Annotated in this window: 11 protein-coding genes; 2 read left to right on the top strand and 9 right to left on the bottom strand. The window is 50.7% G+C overall.

Translation table 11 applies throughout. The annotated features are described in order from the left end of the window. Positions 1-123 (bottom strand): RHS repeat-associated core domain-containing protein (locus tag ACFQRK_RS23045; protein WP_379010697.1); only part of this gene is annotated, 123 nt, incomplete at its 3' end. A gap of 266 nt (positions 124-389) precedes the next feature. On the opposite strand from ACFQRK_RS23045, the gene ACFQRK_RS23040 reads away from it, so the two are divergent. Then, positions 390-944 (top strand): hypothetical protein, encoded by a 555-nt coding sequence (locus ACFQRK_RS23040; RefSeq protein ID WP_379010696.1) that lies wholly within the window; start codon positions 390-392, stop codon positions 942-944. On the opposite strand, the gene ACFQRK_RS23035 is transcribed toward ACFQRK_RS23040, so the two are convergent. From ACFQRK_RS23035 to ACFQRK_RS23020, 4 genes are read right to left on the bottom strand one after another with little or no spacing between them, the layout of a single operon-like run. Next, on the bottom strand, positions 937-1,794 hold the full coding sequence (locus tag ACFQRK_RS23035) for a tyrosine-type recombinase/integrase (RefSeq protein ID WP_379010695.1): 858 nt from the start codon (positions 1,792-1,794) through the stop codon (positions 937-939). The genes ACFQRK_RS23040 and ACFQRK_RS23035 overlap by 8 nt on opposite strands. Next, complete coding sequence (locus ACFQRK_RS23030; RefSeq protein ID WP_379010694.1) at positions 1,791-2,735, bottom strand: tyrosine-type recombinase/integrase; 945 nt, start codon at positions 2,733-2,735, stop codon at positions 1,791-1,793. The genes ACFQRK_RS23035 and ACFQRK_RS23030 overlap by 4 nt, the downstream gene beginning before the upstream one ends. After that, a complete protein-coding gene (locus tag ACFQRK_RS23025; RefSeq protein ID WP_379010692.1) occupies positions 2,689-4,311 on the bottom strand; it encodes a hypothetical protein in 1,623 nt (540 codons plus the stop codon). The genes ACFQRK_RS23030 and ACFQRK_RS23025 overlap by 47 nt, the downstream gene beginning before the upstream one ends. After that, positions 4,298-4,495, bottom strand: a complete 198-nt coding sequence (locus ACFQRK_RS23020; RefSeq protein ID WP_379010690.1) for a SymE family type I addiction module toxin — start codon at positions 4,493-4,495, stop codon at positions 4,298-4,300. The genes ACFQRK_RS23025 and ACFQRK_RS23020 overlap by 14 nt, the downstream gene beginning before the upstream one ends. 145 nt (positions 4,496-4,640) lie before the next feature. Here ACFQRK_RS23020 and ACFQRK_RS23015 point away from each other — a divergent pair, with 145 nt between their 5' ends. Further along, the gene (locus tag ACFQRK_RS23015; protein WP_379010688.1) at positions 4,641-4,973 is read left to right on the top strand and encodes a helix-turn-helix domain-containing protein; all 333 of its coding nucleotides are present in this window, start codon (positions 4,641-4,643) and stop codon (positions 4,971-4,973) included. A 56-nt stretch (positions 4,974-5,029) separates the two neighbouring features. On the opposite strand, the gene ACFQRK_RS23010 is transcribed toward ACFQRK_RS23015, so the two are convergent. From ACFQRK_RS23010 to ACFQRK_RS22995, 4 genes are all read right to left on the bottom strand, one after another. Continuing rightward, positions 5,030-5,335 (bottom strand): DUF1493 family protein, encoded by a 306-nt coding sequence (locus tag ACFQRK_RS23010; RefSeq protein ID WP_379010687.1) that lies wholly within the window; start codon positions 5,333-5,335, stop codon positions 5,030-5,032. Then, positions 5,335-6,207, bottom strand: coding sequence for an RHS repeat-associated core domain-containing protein (locus ACFQRK_RS23005; RefSeq protein ID WP_379010686.1), 873 nt, complete (start codon positions 6,205-6,207; stop codon positions 5,335-5,337). Before ACFQRK_RS23005 ends, ACFQRK_RS23010 begins: the two co-directional genes overlap by 1 nt. A gap of 362 nt (positions 6,208-6,569) precedes the next feature. Then, positions 6,570-10,415, bottom strand: a complete 3,846-nt coding sequence (locus ACFQRK_RS23000; RefSeq protein WP_379010685.1) for a DUF6443 domain-containing protein — start codon at positions 10,413-10,415, stop codon at positions 6,570-6,572. A 15-nt stretch (positions 10,416-10,430) separates the two neighbouring features. Further along, positions 10,431-14,216, bottom strand: a complete 3,786-nt coding sequence (locus ACFQRK_RS22995; protein ID WP_379010684.1) for a hypothetical protein — start codon at positions 14,214-14,216, stop codon at positions 10,431-10,433. Positions 14,217-14,226: the final 10 nt, after the last annotated feature.

Genomic DNA, 14,226 nt, shown 5'->3' with positions numbered 1-14,226 from the left:
GTTGAACGTGTAATTGTACGGACTCCAACTCTGCATCTGTTCCGCCAGCGGGTCCACACTTCCCCACCTGCCGATCACCGGGTCATAGAACCTTGCGCCGTAGTCGTACTGCCTTCCGCGGATTTTTCGCGTTCCGGCCGTTTTCCTTACAGTCGGATTTCCGCTTGCTCAAAGAACGTCTTACACCCCAAAGATAGGTTTTTTGCGGATTGTCCGGCCACTGTTTTTTACGGTTGTTTCCGGGTAATCAACCTTAACCTGCCCGCGCGGCGAGCGCCCGCCGGAGGCACACTTTTATTGCTTTTTGGGTTCGTGCTTTAAGGGTTAGCCGTCCGTCGCAGCAAAGGTAGCCTTCGAATGACGGGCAGTAAAGGGCTTTCGCGGCATAAATGCTCGCTGCGCTCCGCTTTATTCCACGGTCCCTTGACAGCCCGCCCTTCTCCCGCTTCCGGTGGCTTAACGGAAGGCAACCCCGGAAGTGTGCCGACTTTTCTGTGTTCATGGACGGTGGAAAGGCAGCCCCCGTTGCGGATGGACGGGCTTTGGTAAAAGCGGTGGCCATGTGCGGCACGTCTATCAGCGGCGGGGCTCCAAAGGGGTTTGGGGATTGGAAGATTCCCCAATGGACAGTTGCCATGCTGCCGCAGGCCCGCGCTTTGACTGACCGGGGGGAGATGCGCACTCGGTGCGACGGGGTGCGGCTATTTTGCATAATGCCCTTATGGGGCGGTTGGTTGCTGCTTTGGCCATCGGCAAGCACCATAAGTACGCATTATGTAACAATAGCTTTGGGTATCCGGGGCGGTGGAACCGGGCCTTTGGCCGGCTCTTTGGTGCCGCCACAGGTCGGCAGCAATGTGCCGGCGGATGGGGCCGTGAAGGGTTTCCGCCGCCACGGTGCGGGCCGGCCGCGGGTTGGGATTCATGCCTATTTTCCTATTTAAGCGGGTGGTGTTTCTCCAGCGCTTCCCGGAGGTCTTCAAGGCTGGTCGTGAGGTAGCGCTCCGTTGAGCTCACGTAGCGGTGGCCCGCCATGTACTGTACCTGCCGGAGGTCCCTCGTTTTCAGCCATTCCGTGATGACGCTCTGCCGCAGCTGGGTGGCGTTGCGCACCCTTGGGTCGATGCGCCGCAAAGCATGGCATAGGTGCAATAGGGTGTTGTTCAGGCTCGGGTTGCCATTCCTGCCCGTGAACAGCCTTTGCGGGTCGCTGCCGAGTTTGGGTTTTATGACCAACGCGTATTCCTGCAGGTCGAGTATCTGGTGCGGCTCCAGCGTAAGGATACGGGCGTTGTTCCTGTTCGTTTCGGGGATGTGTATTTTTCCCTCCCTGAGTTTCAGGTGCTCCGGCCTTAGGGTTTCAAGTTCTTCGCGGGTAAGCCCTTGGTAAACGAGCAGGCCAAGCATCGTTTTATTGCGGTGGGTACGGTCATCGGTCACCGTGTATTTTTCATGGAGGCTATCCAGTTCCTCCCGCTCCAACAGCCCCGTGGGTACCGTCCGAACCGCTCCCCGCACTTTCAGCCCCGAAGCGGGATTACCGTCCATGGTATTTTCCCTATTCAGGTAGCCAAAGTAGTAGCGTAACGACAGCAATATCCTATTGATATGGCCTATGCTCCTGTTTTCTTCCCGCTGCCGGTCTATGAAGTCCAGTATCTCCCTATGGGTGGTCTGCGAAAGGGCCAGTCCCTCTTTTTCAAGCCACCGGGTAAAGTAGCCCGCATTGCGCACATGCTGGCTGATAGTGGCAACTTTCAGCTTTTCCGATACGAGGTAGGTTTCAAAGGTCATCCGTTGGTGATATGCGTGTAGATCTGGGTCGATTCCAGACTGCTGTGGCCGAGGAACCGCTGGATCTGCTCCAGCCCCATCCCCGATTCCAGCAGGTGCGTGGCAATGCTGTGGCGAAGGGTGTGTAGGCCGACCGCCTTCTTTATTCCGGCAGCCCCCTTCAACCCTGCCAGCCTGCACAGGGGATGCCTTAGCCGCCTGCCGGCACGGTTCAGCAGCAGGGCATTCCCGTTTTTGCCGCCAAGCAGGTGCGGCCTGCCGTAAAGAAGGTAGGCTTCGATATCCCCCCTGTTGTGCCCCGTTAAAGGCACATGCCTCGCCTTGTACCCCTTGCCCTTCCGTACAAGCACAAGGCCCTTGTCCAGCAGGATGTCGCCCACGTCCAGCGCGATACCCTCGTTCTTCCTTAGCCCGCAACCGTAATACACCGCCAGCATCGCCCTATCACGCAGGCCCAGTGCATCGTTGCCCGTGGCTTTGTACAGCCTTGCCACTTCCGGTTTGGTGAGTATGGCACCCACGTTGCTGCTTTTGCCGGTGAGCCCCACGCTCACCGTGAAGCTGCCCTGCCCGCTCTCGGCAAGGTACCTTGCGAACTTGCGGACCACCTGCAGGTGCTTGCGGATGTAGTTCTTGGATATCGCCCCACCCCGGAGTTTGTTGGGCCGCTGGTAAAGGTGGCTTAGGTAACATTCGAGGTGGGTTTCCGTGATGTTTTCCGGGCTATGGCAACCACTGGCCTCAAGGTAGAGCAGGAACTCCTTTAACATCTTGGGCATATCCCGCTGGCTGGTGGGCTCGAAGTTCAATATCCGCAGCCATTCACCAAAGCCTGCCTGTAAGCGTGTGTGGAGGGGATTCAAGGGTTCGGCAAACTTGCCTGCCTCACGTTTTTCACCTGCCATGGACCACTGCCCCTTTCCCGCTGGTTTTCTGACCATTGAGTGGTCCATTTGCCCCGTGGACCACTGATGGACCACGGTCCACTGGCAGCGCCTTGATTTTATCCAGTACATCGCCGATAAGCGAACGGGTACCGTTCTGCAGGTCTTCCATGTCGCCCCACTCCTGAACCCTGTATTCGAAGCCCTTGTAACGGTTGCCCTTTGCGATGCGGATGTGGCCCATCCGCTCCAGTTCGTACAGGTAGCGTTTCAGGTTGCTGGGATTCACCCGGAGCGGGCCGCGCACATCACGGCTGTAAAAGCTGTCCGTGCCCTGTTTTTTAAGGTATGCCTTCAGCTTTTCAAAGAAGCCCCGGCACGCATCGCTGAGCTCGTCGCTCTTTTTCAACAAGGTGTCCTCCAATAATGTGAAGGCAGCCTGTACGTCCTCCGGCGTGCTCTCGATGTACTGCTCGCCCGTTTCCGTGTCGGTTTTCAGCTCCCGCTGGTACTGGTGGTACCACGTGATGGTTTCGGTGAACAGCAGCAGGAGCAGCATCGTCCTCCTCGGCTTGAACACCGCCTCCGGCAACTTAAGGTAAGTGGCGTAGGGATTCCTTACGCTGATGGGATGCAGCAGCCGTTGTACATTTTTGACCTTTGCCTTGGTTTTCCGCTGCTCCGTTTCATCCACCAATCCGGCGCTGAGTTTGCGCTGGTAGTCCATGATTTTATTGTCCTGCTCGGCGCTGCCGTCCATGTACAGCAGGATGCAGCGGTTGGCGTTGTCCTCGTAGAGTTTTTCACGGGTCGTGCAGCCGCTGACGCACACCGGCCCTTCCACGTTCAGGGTCACCGTTTTCAGGTTGCCTTTATTGTCTTTCAGGGTCACGGTTTTGCTGATGCGCCGCTTGCTCTGCAGTTCGCGCAGCGGGTACAGCGCCGATTCCGCGCCGTCGAGGTCCTCGATCAGCAGGAGTTTGTGCTTCAGCTCCTCACGGCCGAAGTAGTAGAAGGCATTGCTCGACAGGGTGGTGATTTCAAGCCTGTCCTCCTCCGGCACCAGCTCGCCCACCCGCTCCTGCAGCCACGTCTTGCCCGTGCCGCTGGCACCAAGGCACATCAGGTGGAGCGGGGTATGGCGTTTCCTTGAGGTGTAGACCAGATAGGCCACCATGGCGTTGGTTTCCTCGCCGATCACCCCGCTCTGCGCAATGGCTTCCTTTGTCCTTTGCAGCAGACCGGGGGATTTCAGGAACTTCAATGCCTCTTTGCGTTCGGCATCGGTCAGCACCTTTTTCTCCGCCTGCTTCGGCTTCATCGCCTCCAGCCGCTCCGTCCTGTAGTCCTCCAGTGCCGCCGTGAGGTTATTCAGCCATTGGCTTAGTTCGCTTTCGGTCATGTCCAGCGCCTCCGAGGCCCGCTCGGCCAGCTGGCCGCACTGGATGCCGTTGTACAGGTCGAGGTTGTGGCGGTAGGCTTTGTCGCCCCTGCCCTGCACGGTGAGTTTCAGTGTCACACGCAGGCGGTCGAGGCCTGTCAGTTTGATACCGCCCAGCACGGTAATGTGCAGCCGCCCCTCCGTGTAGGCCAGCAGCTCCGGGTTGTCCGTGTGCAGCCTACCCCCTGCCATGCCACCTGCGCGTGATGATGAGTCTGCCCATGCTCGCCTCGATGTCCACGTAGGAACCTTCGTCGAAGCCCTGGTCCGCCAGCCATGCCCCCGATATCCGGAGTTCCGGCACACGCCGCGTGCCCGATGAAAGGTAACGGTATTTCGGCTGTATCTTTACCCTCCTGCTGTGTTTCGTTGCCATGTTGAAAAAAAGTTTTTAGTGAACTATTATCGACAAATGTAAACAATCATTTGTTTATTACAAGAGAACAATCATTTTTTTTATCAACTTTTGTTACCTATATTTGAACAAATACACTGGTTTAAGGGAACTTTTGGGTACTATAATGAACACCGGGGAAAAGATAACGGCACTAAGGAAGGCAAAAAAGATGTCACAGGGGGATTTGGCGACCGCCGCGGGCGTGTCGCGCGAGATGGTCGGCAAGTACGAACGGGGCGATGCCCTGCCGTCCATCGAGGTGGCAAGGAAGATAGCCGACGAACTCGACGTGTCGCTCGACTACCTCTCCGGGAAGACCGACGACCAGCTGGACGCAAGGACGCTCGACCGCGTCCTTGAGGTGCAGAAGCTCCCCGAGGACATCCGCGAAAAGCTCTTCTACTTCATCGACATGTCAATCAGGGACAGCAAGGCAAAAAAGGCTTATGCACAGTGACGAAAAAGCCCGGCTCGTTTGGACGGCCGGGCTCATAATGCATCAGAAAGCCGGGATTACTCTAAATATCCCGCTTCAATAGCCTTTTCTAAGTTTTCTACCGTCAATTCTTTATACGTCTTACTCGGCTTCAACGTTATTAAACGAAGAATGGATGGCAATATCCAATCCCCCTCATTAGGAAAGTAGTCATTGAAACGGAACTTCGACAAATCCACTCCGTATAACTCCGAGAACCTTGACAGCAATTCGTCAGCGTCATCCCCATAGATGTTTAAGTCGTGATAAAGCCTTGTGCGATTACTTATCGCACCTTTCAGGGGATTATACGATTCTATTAGCCCTCTCAATTCCTTTTCCATCACCTAAACCATTTTGTGTCATCATTACCGTACCATTTGCTTGGCCCGTAATACTTGCCTAACTCGTAGCTTATTTCGCTAACGGTATAAATCCAGCCTGCATAGGGAACAGCTCTTCCTAATGCACCACCTACCATTCTTGTACCTAATGTCCTATGGATTAAACCTTTCGCCGGCAACTTGTAATTTGTTCCCAATCCGGCTTGTACAGCCCTGTCGGCCCACCGCAACGACTTAGACGCCACAGATGTCCATCTACCTGCTGCCCCGCCGCCTCCGACCCCCCCAGACTTAGGTAACAAACGAGAACCAAGTAATATCAAAGCTGGCCCAGTCGGGCTGATACGGAAACCACCCTGCTCCGCTGTCGTATTTTCCGATAGTCCGGGAATAACATCTTGCATGGACCCATTGCCTGTTAGTGCCGAAACAGCCCAATCCTGCACCATATCCCCTGGTTCGGCAGACATGCCAATCCCATATCTTCTTATCCAACTCTCATTGTTAAGCATTGAGTTTTGCGCACCTTCCGCCTTTGATTTATTGAACTCCTGCAAAAACGCATCCTTGTCCTCATTGGATACGACGACGGTCGCATCGTTTCCATCATCCGTATGGGCTATCAGGTTACCCAGCTCATCCTCATAATCGGTCAATGGTGCCATACCCGTGGGGTCTGTGAATTTCATGGGATTGTTGAACGTGTAATTGTACGGACTCCAACTCTGCATCTGTTCCGCCAGCGGGTCCACACTTCCCCACCTGCCGATCACCGGGTCATAGAACCTTGCGCCGTAGTCGTACTGCCTTCCGCGGATTTTTTGGCTTCCAGTGGATTTCTCTATAGCGGAACTCGCCTTAATGTCTTCCAAAAGAACACAAAAAACAGCACTAAACTAATACTTATTTTCAATATTGAAGATTGAATACCGTAAAGGTAGTTAGCGAAGACAAACTCAATGGCAAATAGCAAAAAGAACAATAGATAATACCACTTACTATTTGAATTTGTCATCCTACTCAATCCGAAAGTCAAAGGAATACCAATAATTAATATTTCTAGAATTATCGGAATACCAAACAACCAAAAGAAGTAAAACCAGTCATCACTATTTCGCAAATCAGACCAACTCACAAACTTGACTTCTTTGTTGAAGACATAAATCGCTATTAAGAATAGTAAATAACGCAAAAAAATATATCCTGCCGTGTTACTGAATAATTTCCACATTTGTTATCTTTTATATCGCATATAGAATGCTGGTGATGGCCTTAATGGGGTGTATTGCGATGTTACACTACCTCCCATCCCATTATCTCCAATAACTGTTGATCTACTTATTCCATGTGTTCCTTTAAAGGATGGCTGGTTATATTTAAACAATTGAACGCCATTTACAGAAAGGGTTGCAGAGGGGAAAATATCTGTGGCAGCACCTACGGATAAATTATTTCCCGAGAGCCCTAATGTTAGCTTCTGTGCAACATTGACCTTCTGATACCCCATCAAACCCAAACCTAATTCCTCAAAGCTATTCACCTTAGCATGTTGTTCAAAACTTGCTGAACCTTCAGTACCTCCCTTAATATTTAGGGCTACATTCTTTTCTCCAGGGAAAAAACCGTCCGTCTTAAAAATACCTCCCGTTTTATGAATGGCAACACTTGACGTCATATCAACAGATAAAAGGTTATTATCTGCATCAGTGTTGGAAGTAACATTGATAGTTGAAGTTATTTTATCTCCGGCTGGGAATTTACCTAAAGGGCCATCCCATAAATCTGCATCGATATAACTATTAAACGTAAATGTCAAGTCCCTGCCCAAGTACGTCTCACCACTTTTGGTAGTTGCTTGGGAAGTGGCTTCCTTATCCCAATAGATACTGCCGTCCTCCCCACGCACCCAATCAGAAGGTGCCATCCCGTCCGGGTCGATGAACCGCAAAGGATTGTTGAACCCGTAATTGTAAGGACTATGCCTTCGCATTCCCTCCGAAAGCGGGTCTACGCTGCCGAAACGCCCGATCACCGGGTCATACAGCCTTGCGCCGTAATCATAATGTTTCAGCTTGTCCTGAAACTCTTTCCCGTTATAAAGGTAGTTATTCTTCGGGCTTCCCAGTGCATTATTGGCAGCATATTGCAGCCCGAACGGATAATAATCCGTGCCGAAGGTTGCTGTGCCCGGTGTACCGCCCTTGAAACCCGACCGGTTATTGCCCAGATGGTCGCGCAAGAGGTATTCGTACGTATAGGCGTTCCCGCTCTTCAGGATGCGACCCTCCGGCATGTGAATCAGCTCGATAGCGGTTCCCGAGTACTCGATGCCGTCTACATATTCCCGTGTCTGTCCATAAATGCCATTTACGCTCCGCAACTTCCTGCCGTTAGCGTCGTACGTATATGTCACCGTCCCCCCATCCACCGTGACTACCTGCGGCAGGTTCAGGTGGTTGTAGGTCACCCCGGAAATATTGTTGATCTTGTGCGTCGCGGCCGTATTCGTGTTCATCCGCATCTTCAGGTTCCCGTTCCCATCGTAGGTATAATTCGTCGTCCCGGGTAGTTGGAATGGATCGCCCGTAAACGTAGTGCCTACTGTGTCGTATACGCTTTTTAGTCGATTACCCCAATCCCCATAGTCGTATCGTAGCTGATCTACTAGGCCTCCAGCTGCATCTGTACGCTGGAGCGACCGAATGTTGCCATTGCGGTCATAAGTAAGGATTTCACGCCCTTTACCGCTAGCCATTGTACCTTTTAGCAATCGGTTTATCGCGTCATACGTATAGCTGTACGTTCCGTTTAGCGTGGTACCCGTCGTGTGCTTTCGCGTAAATACCTGATCTGCAATATTTCCGTTGTAGTAAGCCGTGCTACCCGTATTGTACCTCAACTCCTCGCTGAACAGATTGTTGTTTGCATGGCGTAGCCATCCCCGTTCGTTATAAGAGTAATGAATCTCCTGATCGAATACCGCGCCAATGCTCGCATGGAAATAGCTACCGGCCTGTGCGTGGAATCCAGGTGAAAGCGTAACTGTGTTCCCGGCCACCACTACCGACTGTTGCCCGGGGGCCACCACGTCATCACCGTCCAGCACCACTTGTGAGGACACTTGACTGTCTCCGGTTAGTGAATGGAGTCCCTTGCCACTCAATTGCCCAATATCATTATAGGATAACCCAGAAACTCGAACCGGTGTTCCCTGTCCGTCCACCTGCATCCAAGTGTCCTTCAACCGGCCGCGGTGGTCGTATTCGTGTTCCGTAACGACCGTTACCTGCAGCACCGCGGCCGTACCGTTGGTATTTGCTACATAGTGTTTACGGGTACTTTTGCTTACCTGCCCACTGAAGTCGTAGATGTCGTCCGTCACATCATAGTTATATACATTGGCGGTACCCCCCCCTTTGTAATGTTGAGTGAATCGCTTCGTCACTTCCCCTCGGTTGTTGTAATAACTTACGTCCCACAGCATGTTGCTAGTGCCGGTACCCGCTCCCAATACTTTGATCCGACTAACCGTGGGCAACCCCTTGGTCATTGTGCTACCGGTGTGGTTGTACACCGGGGGAAAATCGGGAATCGAATAATCGTCGTAATACTGAAGTGTTAATGTGGTGATGGTGGATGAAGTGGGCCAGGCTACATTGGTATATCCGTTGCCAGTGCTTGTCCGACTTTCGCGGAGACTGGAAACCGACCAGTTATTGACCAATGTCTGCAACGCAGCCCGCGTAATCGCTGCATTACCATTGTTCCAGATAGCAGTCTGCACTACGCGTCCCAGCTTGTCGTATTTGGTCACCGTCCACTCCCTTGCCAGCCGCTGCACACTATCCTGCGTGGCCACAACGTTGTCAAACGTATTATATACCATGTATTCGCGGCCTTTACCAGGCAGTTGCTTTTCAACCAGCCGGTTGCGGTCATCATACTGATACTGATAAACAAAGTTAGCCAACCAAGTGTTGCGGGCAGTTCCAGCTGCAGGCAGGGCTGCCCTATCCGGCTGGGCTTCCGGCGGCAGCACGAAAGACAGATTACCGTAGTCGTCGTATACATAGTAGGTACTCAACATCTGTATTGCGCTACCCTCTTTGTTGAATACACGTCTCAACACTAGCCGTTCGTTTTTGTCCCAGTATTCCTCGATGGTACCCACCCGGTTATTGGCACCGACAGCAGGGACCCAATTCTCATCCTTCGTGATACTTACCCTTAATCGACCGGCAGCGTAGTAACCTGCTGTATCCGGGGCGAGCGTCAGCGTGGGTAGCCAGCTACCGGGTGCAAACGTCACTACATATTTTGCGACCCTTCGAGTGGTATCCAATGCGGTAAACGCTTGGATATTATTGAGTGTATAGGCTGAAACCACCGTATGGCCGGATGTCCCTCGACTGGATGCCGGCTGCCAGGCCGCCCCGGGAAAGCCTTGTTCCGCTACACGGTTCAAAGGACCCGCTTCATACCTCCTCAAACCAAATGAGGGGGTGACACCACCGGACGCAAGGATTTGGACCACTCCGGAAGGCGGCGCGTTATAAAACGTAGCTTGATCGGCTACAGCGGTGGCTTTGAATGCTCCCCCTACCCCTTTTGTCGTCGCATAGGGCAGATAATCCCTATCCTGTCTGCCGAATGCGTCGTAGGATATCGGAGTCACCACATCCTTAGTTTTGCCAGTCGTGGCTTTGACTCCTACTTCCTGGATCGGCCTTCCGAGCCCGTCGTAGTAGGTGATGTCCAACATGGCTGAATCGATTGATGGATCGGTCTGCACAGCGATGTAACGTCCCAAATAACTCGTTCTCAGGATATAGCTACGATTCGGGCTGAATGCACTACTTCCCATTAAGACGGCATTCCTGACGGACAAACTACCGACAGACTGATAAGTGTCCAGGGAAGCTGGCGACTGTGTTGCTGCCACGCTGTCAATATCCAGGCTGTCCGAGTTACTTTCCTGAGCAAGAAGACCGCACGGGAATGCCAATAATAAAAGTCCTATCGTTCTCATCGTCCACTTTATCTGCGTCAAATAAAAAGACGCGTTTTGTTTACTTCCCATAACGTCAATCATTAATTAGTAGAACATCGACTGAATGGCTAAATGATAGTTCTGCCCTGCTGTTAGGACATATTTGTGCTCACGATCAACCCTTTCATTGTATGAAGACCCTGTAAACCAAAAGCTAAACAGCCCATCGTTATAGTTTACATTGGCGCTAATGCGTACGCTGATCTGATATTCACCGGGCGGAAGAAACACGGTACTTTCCTGGATAGGAAGGGAGAATGGGAAAAATCGGTAAGAAGCCGCTACGTGCCCAGCTTTGATAAAATCAACTTCCAGCAGGGATGGATTTCCTATACTTGTATTAATCGAGTGAGTCAACCGCATCGCGACCATAGGGGATGCGGACGGACATGGTGGAAGGTCAGCCGGAGGTATGGGAACTTCAACTTCTGAAATCGAGGCAAAATCTGCGCTGAATTGGTTGAATGATATGTTTTTCCCTCCCGGTATAATCCGGTTAAAAAACCGACGTACGCCCGGAGCGCACACAAGGCTATAGGAGCGTATCGCCGGCACACTCGCGTACGTCATTACGCTGGAAACGGCAATGATCGGTCCGCTGAGATGATAGTCATATTGATTCAAGACATAACCGTTATGGTCTTTTTCAGCACGTAACCGACCGATTGCATCGTATTCATAATAGCTATTCCGTCCTGCCGGATCCACGTGCCGCGTCATTCCAACGAGACGTTTATAGGAATAAGTATCGACCGTCTTATCCACAGAAAATGTCGTCCTCAGACCAGACAGCAAAGTATGCAAGGCTGCATCCGTAGATGGATTAATGATCTGCAGATTGGATTTGTAAGTATTGGGAATGCTAGCATAACTTACTCCTTTTAGTTCGGCCACGGGATATAAACTCTGATAACCCCAAAGGTAGGAAACCGGAATACCGTCGCGGCCAGTAAGCTGGAGTACGTTGCCGTACTGATCATATTCATTAAAAGTGATATCCGTACGCAACGCGGCCCCTTTGACCGAACTCTGCTGTGTAGCCGGCGCAATTAAGCCAAAACCAACCGGAAATTTCATATAGTTAGTTCTGGCTCGTGTAATCTCAAGGCCACCGAGCGTTTCAAATTCCTCGATGACCTGGCTGATCATGTTGGAATCGGCCATTTCTGCGTAAACAGGCGTAGTAGTAAAATTATATGCATACCGCATCGTCCTTACCGTCTGCTGTCCTTTACTATTTGTGGAGGTAATTGACGATGGCTGCAAATAAGGCAGGTGTGCATAAGCGTAGTTCTTGACTGTTTTGATACTGTCCCCTTTCTCGTAGCTTGTCTCCGTGATTCTCTTGATAAGCATGCGGGCAGAAGGGATGCCATACTGTCCCTGCACGTAGTTGGAAATACCAAAATTCCCGCTGGCATAGATATCAAGCATGGAACCTGAATAGTTTCCTTCAGCTACGCTATATAGCGTTTGTTTTAACGAGTATGCTACACGTACCTGCTCCGGCCGAAGATAGCGCTCGTATTCGTATTCTTTTTTCACAACCAGCCGGTAACCATAAGCGCCATCAGGTTCATAACTCTTCACGGATTTTTGCTGTCCCATAAGGCCATCAGTTTTTTGATAAGAGATATTAGTGCCCGGTATCCAGTTCTCTTCATAAAGGGGTGCATAAAAGTCGTGAAAACGTTGCGGCTCATAATATTCGTATACGATCTTCCCCGATTGTTGCCCAAGGTCTTGGCGGTACTCGGTAACCTTTTGGTAGTAAATCGGTGCTCCATTAGCATAGGTGTAGTTAAGAATGGATGCCGGCTGGTAGGTGGTCTTCTTCTCGATCGCTAATACAGAAAGGCAACTCGGTGTAAAGCATGACTGTGGAGAAGGCCCTTGCAGGTAGACGATGTTCTGATCATAACTCACAGCGCCGTAATAAAATTCGCCATTTTCCATTGTTCGAGAAGGCTTGTTGATCAATAATCCCGCCCCTTCTTCAAACATGCCGTATCTATAATAAAGCTGGCTCTGATGTGTACCATCTGCATCATAGGTATTAACGCTACGTATACGGAGTCCACCGCTCAGCTGCGGGAGAACATGGTTATATCCCGACCCGATAAACCTTTCAGAATATTGGTTGGATTCAAAATCGAAATCCGTAAATCCACCTGTTGGATACACAATCCGTTTTAACATACCCCGTTTGATCGCCATTTGGTCTGGAACTTCCGCCCAGTTATTGCCGCCTACGACTATCGGTATGTTTGTACCAAAATTTAAACACCCGCCGGCGACATCCCGATAAAAGCGCTGTTGCAAAATATTCATTGTCGGAAGGGTCAGAATATTCCCAGTCGTGTTGTTAGCGTAGGCTATTTCCATAGTGTTCGCATTTGGGTAGCCCCATGCATCATGACCTTTCAGGTGATTGCCAAAGCAAAATTTGCTCTCATAGAAAAGCGCATAACGTTCAAAAGTGTTTGTCCCGGACCTTACGTGCAGCGAGTCAAGGTACATGGTCCCCAAAAAATCTAGCCCATTAAACACCTTAGATTCATTCACATAAGCTGCGTTAGTATAAGATTGAAAGAGATAGATCGTTTTCACCTCCGAATTATTGGCATCCAAAATGCGAATAGAACTCAGCTTGTCAGCCCCATTAAACTGGACTTTCCCTCCCCGAAAACTGATTTCCGACACGGAAAGCCCGGCTACGTTTGTCGTAATGGAATTAGTGGTGCCCATTTTGGCATAAATTCGATCTGTCACCACATTCGAACTGTTCAGATAAGGCACATGGAAATAGGATGTAGCATCCGTGCCAAACACAACCATATATTTGGGAGAAGAAATGCGATGAAAAGGGACGTTTTGCATTAGGGCTTCGTAACCCCATGAAGGATTAGCCATTGGCGAAGTATTTGAGGTATAGTAGCCATTCCATGATAGGTTGCATGGGTTTTCGTTATTGTAGTACTCCACATAATCTTGATGGGTGCGATACCTGGCCAAGGTTTTATTTGAATAAGTAAATATAATTTCGTCGGTTCCCGCATTATTGACTATGCGTTTACACTTCCAGGTTGACCGTACGCACTGGCCACTGGAACAATTCCCTCCGACATCCACCGGGCCGGAGGTTTCAATGCCCATGGCCCGAAGTTGATTCACGTCTCCGTTTCCGGGCTCACCGAAATGATATGTGGTACCGTCTGTGTCCTTGATAATGAACATACCATTAACATACGTGATTTTGATATTATCAAACGGAACAGGTACAATGGTATAACTGGTTCCCGCATTATTTTTCTGGAAATAGAATGATCCGGACTTATTCAACAATTTATACGAGAACTTGTCGGGTGCAGCATCTTTGGTTCCTTCTCCCAATAAATATCCCTCGATCCCATTAAATGGATAACTACAAGTGCCACAGGTGGACGGGTTGGGATAATAGGCCTTGACCAGATTGTTGTCTACATAACCTCCCGTAATGAGATCATCCATGCCATTAACCGTTCGGGTAATCTGTAGGTCTGAGCTCAGCGACCATCCCAGCCCTGCACGCGTGGCCTGTTCATTAATCCGGAATCCGCCGGCATGATATTGTAAAGCGATAGGAAGTTTCATCCCACCCACATTAATCTCGTACAGCGGGATATTGATATCTGGAATGCCTGTGTTCATGTTGACCGGATAGTTAACCATCTTGGTCAACGCCGCCGCTTCTGGCGATACCGGGATAATCTGCGGATTTCCTTGACCAAATGTTTGTTGGCTGAATACCGACACAAAAACCATCAAAACGATTCGATTTAAATAACTCATGACCAATAGT

It is taken from the genome of Parapedobacter sp. GCM10030251, from assembly GCF_042666505.1.
In the GTDB taxonomy this organism is placed as follows: Bacteria; Bacteroidota; Bacteroidia; order Sphingobacteriales; family Sphingobacteriaceae; genus Parapedobacter.
This window is presented reverse-complemented; position numbering and strand designations above follow the sequence as displayed.